The organism is Pelomicrobium sp. P1, assembly GCF_052805615.1.
Map to the genome: position 1 here is coordinate 1 of NZ_JBRBEM010000023.1, position 18513 is coordinate 18513.

The 18513-nt window shown below is 66.4% G+C and carries 15 protein-coding genes; 12 read left to right on the forward strand and 3 right to left on the reverse strand.

The genetic code is table 11. From position 1 onward, the window contains the following. Positions 1 to 207 precede the first annotated feature (207 nt). Together ACUVYZ_RS16760 and ACUVYZ_RS16765 are read right to left on the reverse strand one after the other, a co-directional pair. Positions 208 to 1203 carry an HpcH/HpaI aldolase/citrate lyase family protein gene (locus ACUVYZ_RS16760; RefSeq protein ID WP_439935588.1) on the reverse strand — a complete coding sequence of 332 codons (996 nt, stop codon included), beginning with the start codon at positions 1201 to 1203 and terminating at the stop codon, positions 208 to 210. Between the two features lie 19 nt (positions 1204 to 1222). Continuing rightward, positions 1223 to 2206 (reverse strand): malate dehydrogenase, encoded by a 984-nt coding sequence (locus ACUVYZ_RS16765; protein ID WP_439935589.1) that lies wholly within the window; start codon positions 2204 to 2206, stop codon positions 1223 to 1225. A gap of 185 nt (positions 2207 to 2391) precedes the next feature. Here ACUVYZ_RS16765 and ACUVYZ_RS16770 point away from each other — a divergent pair, with 185 nt between their 5' ends. The 11 genes from ACUVYZ_RS16770 to zapE all read left to right on the forward strand — a co-directional run bounded on the left by ACUVYZ_RS16770 (position 2392) and on the right by zapE (position 15164). Next, positions 2392 to 3135 carry a GntR family transcriptional regulator gene (locus ACUVYZ_RS16770; protein ID WP_439935590.1) on the forward strand — a complete coding sequence of 248 codons (744 nt, stop codon included), beginning with the start codon at positions 2392 to 2394 and terminating at the stop codon, positions 3133 to 3135. A gap of 214 nt (positions 3136 to 3349) precedes the next feature. Next, positions 3350 to 3727: a succinate dehydrogenase, cytochrome b556 subunit gene (sdhC, locus tag ACUVYZ_RS16775; protein ID WP_439935591.1), complete on the forward strand. Its 378-nt coding sequence runs from the start codon at positions 3350 to 3352 to the stop codon at positions 3725 to 3727. Next, positions 3721 to 4068: a succinate dehydrogenase, hydrophobic membrane anchor protein gene (gene sdhD, locus ACUVYZ_RS16780; protein WP_439935592.1), complete on the forward strand. Its 348-nt coding sequence runs from the start codon at positions 3721 to 3723 to the stop codon at positions 4066 to 4068. The genes sdhC and sdhD overlap by 7 nt, the downstream gene beginning before the upstream one ends. Further along, positions 4069 to 5832 carry a succinate dehydrogenase flavoprotein subunit gene (sdhA, locus tag ACUVYZ_RS16785; RefSeq protein ID WP_439935593.1) on the forward strand — a complete coding sequence of 588 codons (1764 nt, stop codon included), beginning with the start codon at positions 4069 to 4071 and terminating at the stop codon, positions 5830 to 5832. A gap of 24 nt (positions 5833 to 5856) precedes the next feature. Beyond that, a complete protein-coding gene (locus ACUVYZ_RS16790; protein WP_439935594.1) occupies positions 5857 to 6552 on the forward strand; it encodes a succinate dehydrogenase iron-sulfur subunit in 696 nt (231 codons plus the stop codon). Continuing rightward, positions 6549 to 6782, forward strand: a complete 234-nt coding sequence (locus tag ACUVYZ_RS16795; protein ID WP_439935595.1) for an FAD assembly factor SdhE — start codon at positions 6549 to 6551, stop codon at positions 6780 to 6782. The genes ACUVYZ_RS16790 and ACUVYZ_RS16795 overlap by 4 nt, the downstream gene beginning before the upstream one ends. Positions 6783 to 6837: 55 nt before the next feature. Then, positions 6838 to 8136 (forward strand): citrate synthase, encoded by a 1299-nt coding sequence (gene gltA, locus ACUVYZ_RS16800; RefSeq protein ID WP_439935596.1) that lies wholly within the window; start codon positions 6838 to 6840, stop codon positions 8134 to 8136. Positions 8137 to 8172: 36 nt separating this feature from the next. After that, complete coding sequence (locus ACUVYZ_RS16805; RefSeq protein ID WP_439935597.1) at positions 8173 to 11016, forward strand: 2-oxoglutarate dehydrogenase E1 component; 2844 nt, start codon at positions 8173 to 8175, stop codon at positions 11014 to 11016. 70 nt (positions 11017 to 11086) lie between these two features. Continuing rightward, the gene (gene odhB, locus ACUVYZ_RS16810) at positions 11087 to 12385 is read left to right on the forward strand and encodes a 2-oxoglutarate dehydrogenase complex dihydrolipoyllysine-residue succinyltransferase (RefSeq protein ID WP_439935598.1); all 1299 of its coding nucleotides are present in this window, start codon (positions 11087 to 11089) and stop codon (positions 12383 to 12385) included. A gap of 199 nt (positions 12386 to 12584) precedes the next feature. Then, positions 12585 to 14012 carry a dihydrolipoyl dehydrogenase gene (lpdA, locus tag ACUVYZ_RS16815; protein ID WP_439935599.1) on the forward strand — a complete coding sequence of 476 codons (1428 nt, stop codon included), beginning with the start codon at positions 12585 to 12587 and terminating at the stop codon, positions 14010 to 14012. 72 nt (positions 14013 to 14084) lie between these two features. After that, positions 14085 to 15164, forward strand: coding sequence for a cell division protein ZapE (gene zapE, locus ACUVYZ_RS16820; RefSeq protein ID WP_439935602.1), 1080 nt, complete (start codon positions 14085 to 14087; stop codon positions 15162 to 15164). A 114-nt stretch (positions 15165 to 15278) separates the two neighbouring features. Here zapE and prpR read toward each other — a convergent pair whose 3' ends face one another. After that, positions 15279 to 17261 (reverse strand): propionate catabolism operon regulatory protein PrpR, encoded by a 1983-nt coding sequence (prpR, locus tag ACUVYZ_RS16825; RefSeq protein ID WP_439935600.1) that lies wholly within the window; start codon positions 17259 to 17261, stop codon positions 15279 to 15281. 335 nt (positions 17262 to 17596) lie between these two features. Here prpR and prpB point away from each other — a divergent pair, with 335 nt between their 5' ends. Next, entirely contained in the window at positions 17597 to 18487 is an 891-nt protein-coding gene (prpB, locus tag ACUVYZ_RS16830; protein WP_439935601.1) for a methylisocitrate lyase, read from the forward strand. Positions 18488 to 18513 lie beyond the last annotated feature (26 nt).

Consider the following 18513-nt stretch of genomic DNA (forward strand, 5'->3'; position numbering starts at 1 on the left):
TGCCACCGCCTCCACTTCCATTCCCCCACTCATCGGGATTTCTCCTGCGCAAGCCAAACGATTTCGCCGAGAAGTCAAATCAACGTTGCGTCGTCCCTAGCGGATCGGTCCCCGCCGGCGGGCCGGCGTCCAATTATCGGGCCGCGCCGCTGGCGGTGTCAAATATCTTATATCTTATATAAGACATGCCAGGCGCAAGGGATGGACTCATGCCGCGGCGAACCAGCCTTCCGCCTCCGGCGGAAGGCGCGCGCCGGTGGCCCGCGCCTGGCGCAGGATGCACCAGTAATAACGGTAGCTCGCCCGGTCGTGCAGCTCGCCCCGGTGGCGGATCGGGGCCCACTCGGCGCGCTCCGCGGCCAGCAGGATCTCCGCCGCCGCCTCGATCTCCCCGTGCTCCGGCCGCATCGCGTCCACGATGGGCTGGATCTGGGACGGATGGATGCTCCACATGCGCAGAAACCCGTATTCACTGCGGGCGCGCCGGGCGTCCTGGTAGACCTGGTAGGGGTTGTCCAGGTCCAGGGTCACATTATGGGAGGGGACGCGCCCATGGGCGAGGGCCGCGGCCACCACCTCGGCCTTGGCGCGGCGGATGAGATGGTGCTCGAACTGGCCTGGGCTGCGCATGGCGCTGGCGGGGATGGCGCCGTGATGGCCGCTCACGAAATCCAGGAGACCGAAGTCCAGCGCTTCCACGCCCGGCAAGGCGGCAATGGCGAAGGCGTCCCGCAACGCCCCGTGGGTCTCGATCAGCACGTGCACAGGGATGGGGTGCTCGAGCCCCCGCTCCCGGGCCCGGCGCTCCAGGTACTCGATCATCTCCCGCGTTTGCGCGGCCGACCGGACCTTGGGCAGGGTCACGTAGGCGATGTGGTGCCCTGCCCCGCCGACGATCACCTCCAGGTCCTGGCGCCAATGGGGATGGGCGGGGCCGTGAATGCGCACGCCGCAGCGGCCGAACTGGTTGGCGGAGGCGTTCAGCAGCTCGGTGACCATGCGGGCATGCTCCAGCTCCCGGCCCACGGGGGCGCCGTCCTCGCAGTCGCAGCTCACGTCGAACAGGGGGCCGAGCTGGTGCTGGAGGGCCAGGGCCTTGAGGATGAAGCGCTCGCTGCCCGCGTAGTGCTCGCAGGCGGGCAGCAAGGGAAAGGGCTTCTCGCCCTGGAATAGGACCTGGTCCGGGTGGAGCGCTGTGGGCACGGCGGCGGGGACCCGGCGCTCAGGCGATGAGGTGCTTGATCGCGTCCCGCTCCTCCATCAGCTCCTGGAGGGTGGCCTGCATGCGGCTGCGGCTGAAGTCGCTGATGGGCAGGCCCTGAACGATGGCGTACTTGCCCCCCTTGCAGGTGACCGGGTAGCCGTAGACCACGCCCTCGGGGATCCCGTAGCTGCCGTCGGCGGGAATGCCCATGGTGACCCAGTCCCCCTCCCGGGTGCCGAGCACCCAGTCGCGCACGTGGTCGATGGCGGCGTTGGCGGCGCTCGCGGCGCTGGAAAGCCCCCGCGCCTCGATGATGGCGGCGCCGCGTTTCTGCACCGTGGGGATGAAGACGTTCTCCAGCCAGGCCTGGTCGTTGATCATGGGCCACACCTTCTGGCCGTCCGCTTCGGCGTGGAACAGGTCAGGATACTGGGTGGCCGAATGGTTGCCCCAGACCACCATCTTGCGGATCGACGCCACGGGCTTGCCGATCTTGGCTGCCACCTGGGAGAGGGCTCGGTTGTGATCGAGGCGCATCATGGCGGTGAACTGCTCGGGCTTGAGTCCGGGGGCGCTCTTCATGGCGATCAGGGCGTTGGTGTTGGCCGGGTTGCCCACCACCAGCACCTTTACGTCCCGGCTTGCCACCTCGTCCAGCGCTCGTCCCTGGATGGTGAAGATCTGGGCGTTGGCTTCCAGTAGATCCTTGCGCTCCATGCCCTTGGAGCGGGGCCGGGCGCCCACCAGCAGGGCGATCTGGGCGTCGCGGAAAGCGATGCGGGGATCGTCCGTGGCCACGATGCCGGCGAGCAGGGGAAAGGCGCAGTCCTCCAGCTCCATCACCACGCCCTTGAGCGCCCCCACCGCCTGGGGGATTTCCAGAAGCTGCAGGATCACCGGCTGGTCCTTGCCCAGCATGTCGCCGCTGGCGATGCGAAACAGGAGGCTATAGCCGATTTGGCCGGCAGCGCCGGTGACGGCAACGCGGATGGGGGCTTTCATGGAACGTGCTCCAAGGCCAAGAGGGTTGGAAGGAAGGAGAGGGGCGCGCCGCCTCGTGCGCAAGCGCTATTGCGGGCTTCGCGCGTGGAGGATTTTAAGAAGCGCCGTTGCCCGCTGTCAATTCATGTCTTATATATGATAAAAGATAGCGTTTTAATGGACGGCCCGCGGACGAGTGTGGGACAATGAAGACCATGAGCGACGGGAGCCCGGCGCCGGCCTTTCGGCCGCTGTACCAGCAGATCAAGACCCTGATCACCCAGAGCCTGATCTCGGGGGAGTGGCGCCCGGGCGAGGCGATCCCCAGCGAAACGGAACTGGCTGCGCGCTTCAACGTGAGCCAGGGTACGGTGCGCAAGGCGATCAACGAGCTCGCGGACGAGAACCTGTTGATTCGCCAGCAGGGCAAGGGCACTTTCGTCGCTTCCCATACCGAAGAAAAGCGCCAGTTCCACTTCCTGCGCTTGAGCCCCGACCAGGGGGAGCGGGTCTATCCCAAGGGGGAGCTCCTCGACTGCCGGCGGATGAAAGCCGACCCGTCCACGGCGAGGCTCCTGGAAATCCCCGCCGGGGCGACCCTGGTGGTCATCACGCGGCTCATGAAGGTGGGGGAGGAGCCCGTGTGCTGGGAGGAGGTCCGACTGCCCGCGGCCCTGTTCAAGGGCCTCACCGCGGCCAAGATCAACCAGTACCAGTGCAAACTCTACAGCATGTTCGAGTCGGCTTACCGGGTGCGCATCCTCCAGGTGGCGGAGCAAATCAAGGCGGTGGCGGCGGAGCCGGAAGTGGCCACGCTGCTCGGGATCCCCCCCGGCACCCCCCTGCTGCGCATCGAGCGGGTGGCCTACACCTTCGGCGACAAACCGGTGGAATGGCGTCGCACGATGTGCAACACAAAGTCCTTCCATTACATGAACAAGATTTCTTAGAGTCAATAACTTATTACCATGACTGCGGTTTTGCTGCGCCGCGCAAGAAAGCTTAAAATATGGCTGCCGGAACCCCATCGATTCCCTTCCATGAGGATGATAAGCAGGCCATGGCAGCAAGGTTGAGCCGGTCGTCTTTCCCGTCGACCCGACCCGGGCTGCGCCGGGCGGGCCGGTCGAGTTCCGAATCCCGCCGCCCTTGACGCCCTGTTCCATGTCCCCGAAAAAGCGCCCCAAGTACCTGGACCTGCTGCGCATCAAGCTTCCTGTCCCGGGCGTCGTCTCGATCCTGCACCGGGTGAGCGGCGCGCTTCTCTTCCTTTTCATTCCCGTCTTCCTGTTCTTCCTGCAGACGAGCCTCGCCTCGGCGGAGGGATTCGAGGCGGTGCGGCGCAGCCTCGACTTCTGGCTGGTCAAGCTGGTGATGATCGGGCTCCTGTGGGCCTTCCTGCACCACTTTTTCGCCGGCATCCGCTACCTGGCCATCGACCTGCACTACGGGGTGGACCTGGCGTCGGCCCGCGCCAGCGCCAAGGCGGTGCTGGCGGCGAGCCTGACGCTCACCTTGATCCTGGGGGTGGCCCTATGGTGAAGCGGGTGGTGGTGGGCGCCCATTACGGGCTGCGGGACTGGCTGGTACAGCGGGTCTCCGCCGTGGTCATGGCGGTCTATACTGTGTTGCTGGCCGTGGTGCTCGTGGCTGCGCCGCCCCTCGATTACGCGGGATGGAGGGCATTGTTCGCCCAGCAGTGGATGCGCTTCGCCACGCTGCTCTTCTTCCTCTCCCTGTTCCTGCATGCATGGGTCGGGATGCGGGACATCCTGATGGACTACGTGCACCCGACCGGCTTGCGGCTCGCGCTGCAGGTCGCCGTGGTGCTCTCCCTCGTGTTCTACGCCGTGTGGACGGTGCAGGTATTGTGGAGCGTTTGAGTGGGGATTCCGGTACGCAGGTTTGACGCGGTGGTGGTGGGGGCGGGCGGCGCCGGAATGCGCGCGTCGCTGCAGCTCGCCGAAGCGGGCCTCAAGGTGGCCGTGCTGTCCAAGGTGTTCCCGACCCGCTCCCACACCGTGGCGGCCCAGGGCGGGATCGCGGCCTCCTTGGCCAATGTGTCCGAGGACAACTGGCACTGGCACATGTTCGACACCGTGAAGGGGTCGGACTACCTCGGGGATCAGGACGCCATCGAGTTCATGGCGCGCAAGGCCAACGAGGCCATCTACGAGCTGGAGCATTTCGGCATGCCCTTCGACCGGCTGCCCAACGGCAAGATCTACCAGCGCCCCTTCGGCGGCCACACCCAGAACTACGGGGCGACCCTGGCGGCGCGCAGTTGCGCGGCCGCGGACCGCACCGGCCACGCCATGTTGCACACCCTGTACCAGCGCAACGTGCGGGCCAACACCCTTTTCCTGGTGGAGTGGATGGCCCTGGACTTGATCCGCGACCCGGAGGGGGACGTGCTGGGGGTGGTGGCGCTGGAGATGGAAACGGGCGAGGCCATGATCCTGCAGGCCAAGGCGACGCTGCTCGCCACCGGCGGCGCCGGGCGCATCTTCCAGTCCAGCACCAACGCCTTCATCAACACCGGAGACGGCCTGGGGATGTGCGCCCGGGCCGGCATTCCCCTGGAAGACATGGAGTTCTGGCAGTTCCACCCCACCGGGGTGGCCGGTGCCGGGGTGCTGATCACCGAAGGGGTCCGGGGGGAGGGGGGCTACCTCCTCAACAAGCACGGGGAGCGCTTCATGGAGCGCTACGCCCCCAACGCCAAGGACCTGGCCAGCCGGGACGTGGTGTCCCGGGCCATGGCCACCGAGATCAAGGAGGGGCGGGGCTGCGGCCCCCAGGGCGATCACGTGCTCCTCAAGCTGGATCACCTGGGGCCCGAAGTGATCATGACGCGGCTGCCCGGCATCCGGGAGATCGCCATCAAGTTCGCCCACGTGGACCCCATCAAGGACCCGATCCCCGTGGTTCCCACCTGCCACTACATGATGGGGGGCATCCCCACCAACTATCACGGCGAAGTGGTGGCGCCCCTCAAGACCGGCCCCGAGGAGGTGGTGCCGGGCCTGTACGCAGCCGGGGAGTGCGCCTGCGTTTCGGTGCACGGGGCGAACCGCCTGGGCACCAACTCCCTGCTCGACCTGGTGGTCTTCGGCAAGGCGGCGGGAGACGCCATGATCCAGTTCATCCGTGAGAACCCCCACCACAAGGACTTGCCCAAAGGCGCTGCCGACCCGGCCTTGGCCCGGCTGGCCCGGCTGGAAACCGCCACCGGCGGCGAGCCGGTGCCGGAGGTGCGGGCCGAGCTGCAGAAGGTGATGCAGAACCATTGCGGCGTGTTCCGCTTCGGCGATCTGCTGAGGGAGGGCGTGCAAAAGGTCCTGGAAATCGAGGAGCGAGCCCAGCGAACCTTCATCTCCGACAAGAGCAAGACGTTCAACACCGCCCGGGTCGAGGCGCTGGAGCTGGACAACCTGGTGGAGGTGGCGGTGGCCACCATGATCTGCGCCGAGGCGCGCAAGGAAAGCCGCGGCGCCCACGCCCGGGAAGACTATCCGAACCGGGACGACGACCACTGGCTCAAGCACAGCCTGTTCCTCAAGGAGGGCCGGCGCGTGGACTACAAGCCTGTGCACCTGAAACCGCTGACGGTGGAAACCTTCCCGCTGAAGGTCCGCACCTACTGAGCGAAAGCGCCCGAGGAGCCGCCGATGCGTTTTTCCATCTACCGCTACAACCCGGACGTGGACGAGAAGCCCTACATGCAGGACTACGAGGTGGAGCTGGAGCCCACCGACCGGATGCTTCTGGACGCCCTGGTGCGGATCAAGTCGATCGACGACAGCCTGAGCTTCCGCCGCTCCTGCCGGGAGGGGGTGTGCGGCTCCGACGCCATGAACATCAACGGCCGCAACGGTCTCGCCTGCGTCACCCCGGTCAAGGACCTGCGGGAGCCGGTGAGAATCCGGCCGCTTCCGGGGCTGCCGGTGATCCGCGACCTGATCGTGGACATGAGCCAGTTTTTCAAGCAGTACCACTCCATCCGGCCCTACCTCATCAACAACGACCCGCCGCCGGAGACCGAGCGGCTGCAGTCGCCGGAGGAGCGCAAGGAGCTGGATGGGCTCTACGAGTGCATCCTGTGCGCTTGCTGTTCCACGTCGTGCCCCTCGTTCTGGTGGAACCCGGACAAGTTCGTGGGGCCGGCCGGGCTGCTGCAGGCCTACCGCTTCCTCGCCGACAGCCGGGACCAGGCCACCAACGAGCGGCTGGACAACCTGGAGGATCCCTACCGGCTGTTCCGCTGTCACACGATCATGAACTGCGTCGACGTCTGCCCCAAGGGGCTCAACCCCACCCGGGCGATCGGCAAGATCAAGGAAATGATGGTCCGGCGCGCGGTATGAGCGAGCTCAACCGTTTGCGCTGGCGCTGCCGGCGCGGGCTCCTGGAGCTGGACCTGATCCTGTCCCGCTTCGCCGAGCGCGAGCTCGAACGGTTGAGCGAGAAAGAGCTGCAAAGCTTCGCCGCGCTGCTCGATTATCCGGACAACGAGCTTTGGGATCTCGTGAGCGGCCGGCGGCCTTGTTGCGATGCACGGCTGCAGCCCATCGTGAGCAGGCTACAATCGCTCTGAAGGCAGGCGCGCCCGCGAGAGCTCGCCCAGGAAACCCACAGAGCCGGAGGAATCCATGAGCACCAAGACAGCCACGATCACCTTCAACGACGGCAGGCCCGCGGTAGATCTGCCGGTCCTGTCCGGGACCCTGGGCCCCGACGTGGTGGACATCCGCGCGCTTTACGCGAAGAGCGGGGTCTTCACCTACGACCCGGGATTTATGGCGACCGCCAGTTGCCGCTCCTCCATCACCTACATCGACGGGGACAAGGGAATCCTGCTCTACCGGGGCTACCCCATCGAGCAGCTCGCGGTGCAGTGCGACTTCCTGGAGGTGGCTTACCTGATCCTCAACGGCGAGCTGCCCACCCGGGCGCAGAAGGAGGAGTTCGTCGGCATCATCAAGAAGCACACGATGGTGCACGACCAGTTGACGCGCTTCTACAACGGTTTCCGGCGCGACGCCCACCCCATGGCGGTGCTGGTGGGGGTGGTGGGGGCGCTCTCCGCGTTCTACCACGACGCCATGGACATCTCCGACCAGTACCACCGGGACATCTCGGCCCACCGGCTGATCGCCAAGCTGCCCACCATCACCGCCATGGCGTACAAGTACAACGTGGGCCAGCCGTTCATGTACCCGCGCAACGACCTGGAGTACACGGCGAACTTCATGCACATGATGTTCGCCACGCCGTGCGAGCGCTACGATCCCAACCCGGTGCTGGTGCGCGCCCTGGACCGCATCCTCATCCTCCACGCGGACCACGAGCAGAACGCCTCCACCTCCACCGTGCGCCTGGCGGGCTCCAGCGGCGCCAACCCCTTCGCCTGCATTTCCGCCGGCATCGCCTGCCTGTGGGGCCCAGCCCACGGGGGCGCCAACGAGGCGGTGCTTCACATGCTGGAAGAGATCGGCGACGTGTCGCGCATCGGCGAGTACATCAAGCGGGCCAAGGACAAGAACGACCCGTTCAAGCTCATGGGATTCGGCCATCGCGTGTACAAAAACTACGATCCCCGGGCCAAGCTCATGCGGGAGACCTGCCACGAGGTGCTGAACGAGCTGGGGCTGCACGATCACAAGCTGTTCAAGCTCGCCATGGCGCTGGAGAGAATCGCCCTGGAAGACGAGTATTTCGTGGAGCGCAAGCTTTACCCGAACGTGGATTTCTACTCCGGCATCGTGCAGAGCGCCCTCGGGATACCGACCCGCCTGTTCACCGCGATTTTCGCCATGGCCCGCACCGTGGGTTGGATCGCCCAGTGGAACGAGATGATCTCCGACCCGGAGCAGAAGATCGGCCGCCCCCGGCAGCTCTATACGGGGGCGACCCAGCGTGACGTGGTCCCCATCGAGCGGCGCGGTTGAGGCGCGGTCCAAGGCGGGCGACCAGAGGAGAGGCCAATGTTCAAAGAGATGCTCGGAAACTCGTATCTGTTCGGCGCCAACGCGCCGTTCATCGAGTCCCTATACGAGAAGTACCTGGAAGACCCGGAGGCGGTGCCGGGGGAGTGGCGCTCCTATTTCGACTCCCTCGCCCGGCAGCCCGGCCCGGCGCAGCGGGACGTGCCCCACCGGCCGGTGATCGAATCCTTCATCGAGCTGGGGAAGCGCCGCCCGACGGCGCCTGTCCAGGCCATCCAGCTCAGGCTCGCCGAGCTGGAGCGCAAGCAGGCTAAGGTGCTGCAGCTCATCAACGCCCATCGCTTCCTGGGTCTGCGGCACGCCAACATCGATCCCCTGAAGCGCCAGGAGAAGCCCTACATCCCGGAGCTGGACCCCGCCCACTATGGCTTCAGCGAGGCGGACATGGAGACGGTGTTCGACACCGGCTCCCTGATGGGGCTGGACCAGGCGCCCCTCAGGGAGATCCTGCAGGCGGTGCGGGAAACCTACTGCCGCACCATCGGTTTCGAATACATGTACATCAACGACACGTCCCAGAAGCGCTGGATCCAGGCGCGCGTCGAGCCGGTGCGGGCGCGCCCGGGCTACGGCCCGGAGTTGAAGCGCCACATCCTGGAGCGGCTGACCGCGGCCGAAGGGCTGGAGAAGTACCTCCACACTCGCTACGTGGGCCAGAAGCGCTTCTCCCTGGAGGGAGGGGAGACCCTGATCCCCTTGCTGGACGACCTGCTGCAGCAGGCTGGCGCCAAGGGGGTCAAGGAGACGGTGATCGGGATGGCCCACCGCGGGCGGCTCAACGTGCTGGTCAACACCCTGGGCAAGATGCCCAAGGACCTGTTCGCCGAGTTCGAGGGCAAGCACGACCCCTCGGTGCTCTCGGGGGACGTGAAGTACCACATGGGTTTCTCCTCGGACATCTCCACTCCCGGGGGCCCGATGCACGTGACCCTGGCGTTCAACCCTTCCCATCTGGAGATCGTGAACCCGGTGGTGGAGGGATCGGTGCGGGCGCGCCAGCACCGGCGCAAGGACCGGGACGGCTCCCAGGTGCTGCCGGTACTGATCCACGGCGACGCCGCTTTCGCCGGGCAGGGGGTGGTTATGGAAACCCTGAACCTGTCCCAGACCCGGGGCTACGGCACCGGCGGCACGGTGCACATCGTGGTGAACAACCAGATCGGCTTCACCACCTCCGATCCCCGCGACGTGCGCTCCACCCTCTATTGCACCGACGTGGCGAAGATGGTGGAGGCGCCCATTTTCCACGTGAACGCGGACGACCCGGAGGCGGTGCTGTTCGTGACCCGGCTGGCCCTCGACTTCCGCTTCGAGTTCAAGAAGGACGTGATCATCGATCTCGTGTGCTTCCGCCGCCACGGGCACAACGAGCAGGATGAGCCGATGGTCACCCAGCCCCTCATGTACAAGAAGGTCCACCAGCATCCCGGGACCCGCAGGCTCTACGCCGACAAGCTGGCCGCCGAGGGCGTGCTGCGCCCCGAGGAGGCGGAGGAGATGGCCAGGACCTACCGGGACGCCCTGGACAAGGGCTACCACACCAACAAGACCATCCTCTCTAACTACAAGCCGCCCTATACGGTCAACTGGGGCCACTTCATGAACCGCAAGTGGACCGAGCCCGCGGAAACCGGCGTGCCCTTGGAGCGCCTGAAGTGGCTGGCGGAGCGGGTGACCACGGTGCCGCCGGGCTTCAAGCTGCACCCGCGGGTGGAGAAGGTGCTGGAGGACCGGCGGCTCATGGGACAGGGGAAGCTTCCCCTGGACTGGGGCATGGCGGAGACCCTGGCCTACGCCGCGCTCCTGGACGAGGGCTACCCGGTGCGCATCAGCGGCCAGGACTCGGGCCGCGGCACCTTTTTCCACCGCCACGCGGTGCTCCACGACCAGAACCGGGAGCGCTGGGACGCCGGCACCTACATACCGCTGCAGCACATCAAGGAAGGCCAACCCGACTTCCTGGTGATCGATTCGCCCCTGTCGGAGGAGGCGGTGCTCGGCTTCGAATACGGCTACGCCACCGCGGAGCCCAACGAGCTGGTCATCTGGGAGGCCCAGTTCGGCGATTTCGCCAACGGCGCCCAGGTGGTGATCGACCAGTTCATCGCGGCGGGGGAGGCCAAGTGGGGCCGCATTTGCGGGCTGGTGATGTTCCTGCCCCACGGCTACGAGGGCCAGGGGCCGGAGCACTCCTCGGCGCGGCTCGAGCGCTACCTGCAGCTTTGCGCCGAGTACAACATGCAGGTGTGCGTTCCTTCGACCCCGGCCCAGATGTTCCACCTGCTGCGCCGCCAGATGATCCGCCCGTACCGCAAACCCCTCGTCGTCTTCACTCCGAAGAGCATGCTGCGGCACAAGGAATCGGTCTCGACCCTGGAGGAGCTGGGACCCGGCACCGGGTTCAAGCCGGTCAACCCGGAAACCGATCCGGAAATCGATCCCAAGAAGGTCCGCCGGGTGATCTTCTGCAGCGGCAAGATCTACTACGACCTCCTGGCCGCCCGGCGGGAGCGGGGCATCAAGGACATGGCGATCGTGCGCATCGCCCAGCTCTATCCCTTCCCCCACGACGATTTCAAGGCCGAGATCAAGCGCTACGCCAAGGCCAAGGAGATCCTGTGGTGCCAGGAGGAGCCGGGCAACCAGGGTGCATGGCACCGCATCCAGCACTACATCGAACGCCACATGCGCCCCGACCAGAGGCTGTCCTACGCCCTGCGGCCCTCGTCGGCGTCGCCGGCGGTCGGGTACCTGTCGCTGCACGTGGCCCAGCAGAAGGCCGTGATCGACGCAGCGTTCCGGGACAAGTTCGAGCTGGATTGAACGGGCGGCCCGGGGACGGGCGGCGCACCGCGCCCGCGGACATGAGTGCAAGGAGAAAGCGGAGAACGACATGCTGATCGAAGTCAAGGTTCCAACCTTTTCCGAGTCGGTGTCCGAGGGGACGCTGCTCGCGTGGCACAAGAAGCCGGGCGAGTACGTGCAGCGGGACGAGAACCTGATCGACATCGAGACGGACAAGGTGGTGCTGGAGCTACCCGCCCCCGAGGCCGGCGTCCTCACCCAGGTCCTGAAGAAGGACGGCGACAAGGTGGTGAGCGGCGAGGTAATCGCCACCATCGACACCGAGGCGAAGCCCCCCGCCGGCAGGGCGGAGGCGCTCGCCAAGGCGCAGGCGCCTCTTAAAACCGAGGCGCCTGCTAAAGCGGAGGAAGCCGAGGCGGCGAGCCCGGCCCAGGCGGTTGGGGCGGCTCAGGCGGTCGCCGGTGGGCGAGCCGAGGCGCTGGCCATGCCGGCGGCGAAGAAGCTGCTCGAAGAGCGGGGCCTGCAGCCCCGGGACGTGCCGGGCAGCGGGCGCGGCGGCCGGGTCACCAAGGCGGACGTGCTGGGCTTCACCGGCCGCCCCGCCGAGCCGGCGCCTGCGGCCTCTCCAGCGCCTGCGGCGAAGCCGGCCATGCCCGAGCCCGTGAACGTGGAGGCGCTGCTCGCCGGGCGCCCCGAGCAGCGGGTGCCCATGTCGCGGCTGCGGGCGCGGGTCGCCGAGCGCCTGGTCCAGTCCCAGCGCACGGCGGCGATCCTCACCACCTTCAACGAGGTGAACATGCAGGCGGTGATGGACCTGCGCAGCCGGTATAAGGACAAGTTCGAAAAGGAACACGGGGTGCGCCTGGGCTTCATGTCGTTTTTCGTGAAAGCCTGCGTATACGCCCTCAAGAAATTCCCGGTGGTGAACGCCTCCATCGACGGAAACGACATCGTCTATCACGGCTACTACGACATCGGGATCGCGGTGGCGAGCCCCCGAGGACTGGTGGTGCCCATCATCCGTAACGCCGACCAGCTTTCGCTGGCCGAGATCGAGAAGACCATCGCCGATTTCGGCAAGCGGGCCCAGGAGGGCAAGCTTTCCATCGAGGAGCTGACGGGCGGGACCTTTTCCATTTCCAACGGCGGCGTGTTCGGCTCCATGCTATCCACCCCGATCATCAACCCGCCCCAGAGCGCCATCCTGGGCATCCATGCCACCAAGGACCGGCCGGTGGTGGAAAACGGCCAGATCGCGATTCGCCCCATGAACTATCTGGCCCTCTCCTACGATCACCGCCTGATCGACGGCCGCGAAGCGGTGCTGACCCTGGTGGCCATCAAGGAGGCGCTGGAGGACCCGGCCCGCTTGCTCTTGGAGGTGTGAAGGCGGTGCTGGTGCCTCGGGATGGCGGAGGGCTTCGGTTGAAAAGTGCTTGACGACGTTCGCCTTCTCCCCAGGGGAGAGGGGAACGGGACGGCGGCAAATGGTCCGCCAGCCATTTGCCGGAGGATCGATCGGGGGCCCCGGTACGGACCGGCGGCCCCTCGCGTTTTCGACTCCGCAACCTGGAGAAACAACAACCATGGCCAAGAACTTTGACGTGCTGGTGATCGGTGCCGGGCCCGGTGGCTACATCGCGGCGATCCGGGCGGCCCAACTGGGCTTCTCCGTGGGCTGCATCGAGCGGTGGAGGACGCCGAGGGGGGAGCCCGCCCTGGGAGGCACCTGCCTCAACGTAGGCTGCATCCCGTCCAAGGCGCTTCTGGAGTCTTCCGAGAACTACGAGCGGGTGCTGCACAAGTTCGCCGAGCACGGCATCACGGCGGAGCGGGTAACGGTGGATCTCGCCAAGATGCTCGCGCGCAAGGACCGGATCGTGGGGAAGATGACGGGAGGCATCGCCACCCTGTTCAAGAAAAACAAGATCGAGTGGCTCCAGGGGCATGGGCGCTTCGTCTCGGGCGGCAATCCCATCCGGGTGGAAGTGACGGGGGAAGATGGCGTCCAGACCGTGGAGGCGCGACACGTGATCGTCGCCACGGGCTCCAAGGCCCGGCATCTCCCGGGGGTCGAAGTGGACCAGGAGGTCATCGCCGACAACGAAGGGGCCTTGAGCTTCGATTCGGTCCCCAAGCGGCTCGGGGTCATCGGGGCCGGCGTGATCGGCTTGGAGCTGGGCAGCGTGTGGCGCCGGTTAGGAGCCCAGGTAACCCTACTGGAGGCGCTGCCCGAATTCCTCCCGGCGGCGGACGAGGCGGTGTCCAAGGAGGCGTGGAAGCTCTTCACCCGGGAGCAGGGGCTGGACATCCGGTTGGGGGTGAAAATACTGGAAGTGCAGCGCAACGGCAGGACCGTGGTGGTGGAGTACGAGGACGACAAGGGCCGGCAATCCCTCGGCGTCGACCGGCTCATCGTGTCCGTGGGCCGGGTGCCCAATACGGACGGCCTGGGGCTGGAGGCGATCGGGCTTTCCACCGATGCCCGGGGCTTCATCGAGGTGGACGAGCACTGCCGCACCCGGGTGCCCAACGTTTACGCCATCGGCGACGTGGTACGCGGACCCATGCTGGCCCACAAGGCCGAGGACGAGGGAGTGATGGTGGCCGAGCGCATCGCCGGCCAGGCCGGGCATGTGAACTATGACGCCATTCCCTGGGTGATCTACACCGCTCCTGAGATCGCCTGGGTGGGCAAGACCGAGCAGCAGCTCAAGCAGGAAGGGGTAAAGTACCGCAGCGGCCGCTTCCCTTTCTCCATCAACGGCCGGGCGCTGGGGCAGGGGGAGCCGGCCGGGTTCGTGAAAATCTTGGCCCATGGGCAAACCGACCGGGTGCTGGGCGTGCACATCGTGGGGACCCACGCCTCGGAGCTGATCAGCGAAGCGGTCATGGCGTTGGAGTTCTCCGCCAGCGCGGAGGATATCGCCCGCATCTGCCATCCCCATCCGTCCCTGTCGGAAGTGGTGCGGGAGGCGGCCCTGGCGGTGGACAAGCGCGCGCTCAACATGTAGTCGTCCCGCATGCGGGATCGCGCCCTCGAGCCCCTGGAGGAAAGCGCCTTGGACCCGGCCGGGGCTCCGGGCATGGACCTGCGTACCCTCTACCGGCAGTCCCTGGCGCGCCGCGGCTTCGTCGCCGATCCCGCCCAGCTCCGGGCGGTGGAGCACCTGCAGAAGCTCTATGAGGAATGGGTGGCCTATAAGGCGCGTCGCAGCACCCGGCTGCGCCGGCTGCTGATCCATCCCCCTCTGCCCCGGGGCGCCTATCTCTGGGGCGACGTGGGCCGCGGCAAGAGCTTCCTCATGGACAGCTTCTACGCGGTGCTGCCCCTCACGCGCAAGCGCCGGGTCCATTTCCACCATTTCATGCGGGAAGTGCACCGGGAGCTGGAGACGCTGAAAGGGCAGCCGGACCCGTTGGCGGCCCTGGCCCAGCGGCTGGCCAAGCGCTACCGGCTCATCTGCTTCGACGAGTTCCACGTGAGCGACATCGCCGACGCCATGATCCTGGGGCGGCTGCTGCCGGCCCTCACGGCACGGGGCGTGGTGTTCTGCATGACCTCCAACGCCCATCCCGACGAGCTCTACCAGAACGGATTGCGGCGGGAAAGCTTCCTGCCTGCTATCCAGCACATCAAGGAGCGGCTCGACGTGATCGCCCTGGACGGGGCGGTGGATTACCGGCAGCTCGCCTTGGGGCGGGTCAGGACCTACGTCCATCCCCTCGGTCCCGAAGCGGAGGCGCTCCTCGCCGAGGATTTTGAGCGGCTCAAGGACGTGGAAGACGAGCACCATTCCCTGGACGTGGAGGGGCGCCGGATCCCCTATCGCCGCCGCGCCGGCGGCGTGGTGTGGTTCGATTTCCCGGTCCTGTGCGGCTCGCCCCGGTCCCAGGCCGATTACCTGGATCTCGCCATGCGCTTCCACACGGTACTACTGTCCAACGTGCCGCGCATGCCGCCCGCTATGGCCAACGAGGCCCGGCGCCTGACCTGGCTGGTGGACGTGTTCTACGACCGCCGGGTCAAGCTGATCGTCTCGGCGGAGGTTGCGCCGGAGCAGCTCTATGTGGAAGGGGTGAACAGCCAGGAGTTCCGCCGCACGGCGAGCCGCCTGCTGGAGATGCAGACCCGGGAGTATCTGGCCCAGCCCATCCGGCGCTGACCGCCCGGTACCGGTAACAAAGAAAAAATTTTCACCGCGGAGCGCGCGCAGGGTGCGACAACTTCGACGGAAAAAGACCCCCCTTTCTTTTGCGCCCTCCGCGTCCTTTGCGTTTTAAGAGCTTTCTCTCTGGGGCTCGCTCGTTCGTCCTTGCCCCAGGCCGCCGGCCTTCAGCTTGCGCCATAGGGTGGTGCGGCTCACTCCCAGGCGCGCGGAGGCCCGGGTGAGGTTTCCCCCGCACTCTCCCAGGACCCGGTGGATGTGGGCCAATTCGTGGGCCCGCTGGAGGGAGCGCAGGGCGACGTCCTGCTCGGTACGCTCTGTAGGGAAGGATTCTCGGTCCGGGGCGAACAGCTCGGGCGCCACCCGGGCAAGCCCCGCGGCATCCAGGGTCCCTTCATGGGTGAAGAGCACCGCCAAGCGCTCGATCACGTTTTCCATCTCCCGCACGTTTCCCGGCCAGGGATAGCGCTTGAAAGGCCCGAGCAGTGCCTGGAAGAGGTCGCCGGCGAGCCGAGGCGCCCGAAGCCGCGCAGAAGCCTCCTCCAGCAGATGGGCGGCGAGGACCGGCACGTCCTCCGGGCGCTCCCGCAAGGGCGGCAGGTGCAAGTGCAGGATGTTCAAGCGGTAGTACAGGTCGGCCCGGAAGCGGCCCGCCGCCACCGCCGCCCCCAGGTCCCGGTTGGTGGCGGCCACGACCCGCACGTCCACGGGGGTCGGGTCGTTGGCCCCGAGGCGCAACACCTCCCGCTCCTGGAGCACCCGCAGCAGCTTGGCCTGGAGGGTCAGGGGCATCTCCCCCACCTCGTCCAGAAAAAGGGTACCGGTATGGGCGGATTCGATCAGCCCGATCTTCCCGCCCCGGCGCGAGCCGGTGAAGGCGCCTTCCTCGTAGCCGAACAGCTCGCTCTCGAGCAGAGTTTCGGGGAAAGCGGCGCAGTTGATGGGGACGAAGGGATGGTGCCGGCGGGGGCTTGCGTTGTGGATGCCCTGGGCCAGCAGCTCCTTGCCCGTGCCGCTCTCTCCCGTGATCAGGACGGTGGCATCGGTTCTGGCGTACTGGGCGGCGAGACGCTTCGCTTGGACGAGGGCGGGGGAGATGCCCACGATCCGGTCCAGCTCGTATTTGGCCACGAACTTGCGGGGCCGATGCTGGGCACGGAGGCTGCGGTCCACCCGCTGGATGGCGCTGGAGTCCTGGCAGGTGAGCACCGCCCCGGTCTGGGTGCCGTGGGCGCGGATGGGGATGCAATGGGTGACCACGGTGCGGTTGCCGATGCGCTGGATGCGCTCCAGCTCGCTCATGCCCCCCTGGAGGGTGCGCTCCAGCCCCAGCCCGGGGGCAACCTCCTGCACCGGTCTGCCCAGGGCCGCCCCCGCCTCGAGCCCTAGCAGCCGTTCCATCGCCGGGTTGACCGACTGGATCCGACCTTGCATGTCCACGGCGATCACCCCTTCGTGCAGGTGCCGCAGAATGCCGTTCAGCCATTCCCGCTGGGCTTCCTGGAGGCGTTGCAGGCGGGCGATCTCGATCGCGTCTTCCAAGGCCTTGCGGGCGGAATGGGTGGAGTAAAGAAACACGCCCGCGAGCCCCTGCTCCTCAGCCAGCCGGGTGATCATGCTGGAGCCCACGATGACCTGAAAGCCTCTGGCGGCCAAAGCCCTCACCCGCTCCCGGGCATCCTGGGAAGTGGTGTAGTAGCACTGCTCGATGTCCAGGTTGAGCAGTTCCTTCACCTCCTCCAGCTCGGCCCGGATCGCCTGGAAGCTGAAGATGGCGATGCGCTGGGAGACTTCCCGGGCCTTCCGCAAGGCGTGGAGGATGTCGAAGCCGGTGACCTGAAGCAGGACCACCGGCATCTCCAACCGGCTGCGCAGGTAGGCGCCGCTCGCCCCTGCCGAGATGAACGCGTCCACCTCGCCCGCCTGGATGAGGCTTCGGGCGCTAGCCAGCGCCTCGGCGAACACCTGGTTGACGATGCGCACCTCCGCTTGAAGCTCGTAGTCAGAAAGAATCGGAGGCAGCAGGCGCACGAAGCTGGAGCCGATGGCGCAGATGCGGGGCTTCGGGATGGGGGGCAAGGGGGCGAAATCCATCGTGTCCTCCCGGGGCCGGGACGTTTGGGGCAAGAACGAGGATCGAAAGGGATGAGCCCGAGGGTAGCTTGGACGTCCTAATCATGCAATAGAGTCGTTCCAGAAGTGAAACCTTCTTGGAACCCCTATTGCGCCGGCAGGCGCTGCTGAGGGCGATGCGCTCTTTTTTGTTTTTCTTTTTAACAGTCAACTATCCACAGTTTTTAATGTATGACCTTAGGTTGTGCCGAAGGTGGTACGCCCCTTGCCAGAGAGAAGGCCGGTCGATCAGGCCGTACGCAGGGCGTTTCACCGGTATCATTTTCATAAAATCAATTCACTAAAACGAGGACTTGATGAACAACCTGACTTCGGCGGGCGCCCGCTTCCGGGCCGCTTTAGAGACGGAACAGCCCCTGCAGGTGGTGGGCGCCATCAACGCCTATTCCGCTTTACTGGCGCAACGGGCGGGCTATCGCGCCATCTATCTGTCCGGGGGCGGCGTCGCCGCCGCTTCTCTAGGGCTGCCGGACCTGGGGATCAGCACCCTGGACGACGTGCTCACCGATGTGCGCCGCATCACCGATGCCTGCCCGCTACCCCTGCTGGTGGACGCCGATACGGGATTCGGCAGCGCGTTCAACATCGCCCGGACGGTGAAATCCCTCGTCAAGTTCGGCGCAGCGGCCTGCCACATCGAGGACCAGGTGCAGGCCAAGCGCTGCGGCCACCGGCCCGGCAAGGAAATCGTTTCGGTGGAGGAAATGGTGGACCGGATCAAGGCGGCAGTGGACGCCCGCACCGATCCCCAGTTCGTCATCATGGCCCGCACCGATGCCCTGGCGGTGGAGGGGTTGGAGGCCGCCATCGAGCGCGCCTGCGCCTTCGTGGCAGCGGGGGCGGACATGATCTTTCCCGAAGCGGTGACGGAGCTCGGCCAGTATCGCCGCTTCGCCGAGGCGGTGAAAGTGCCCATCCTCGCCAACATCACCGAGTTCGGCCGCACGCCCCTCTACACGGTGGAGGAGCTGCGCTCCGCCGGCGTGGCGATCGCCCTGTACCCCTTGTCCGCGTTTCGTGCGGCGGCGAAGGCCTCGCAGGGCGTCTACGAGATGCTGCGGCGCGAGGGTACCCAGGCCGGGATGCTTTCGGCGATGCAGACCCGGGACGAGCTCTACCAGGTCCTGAACTATCACGCTTTCGAAGCCAAGCTGGATGCGTTATTCGCGAAGGAGAAAGGTCGATGACTGCGCAGGATCTGGACTCCGCGGGC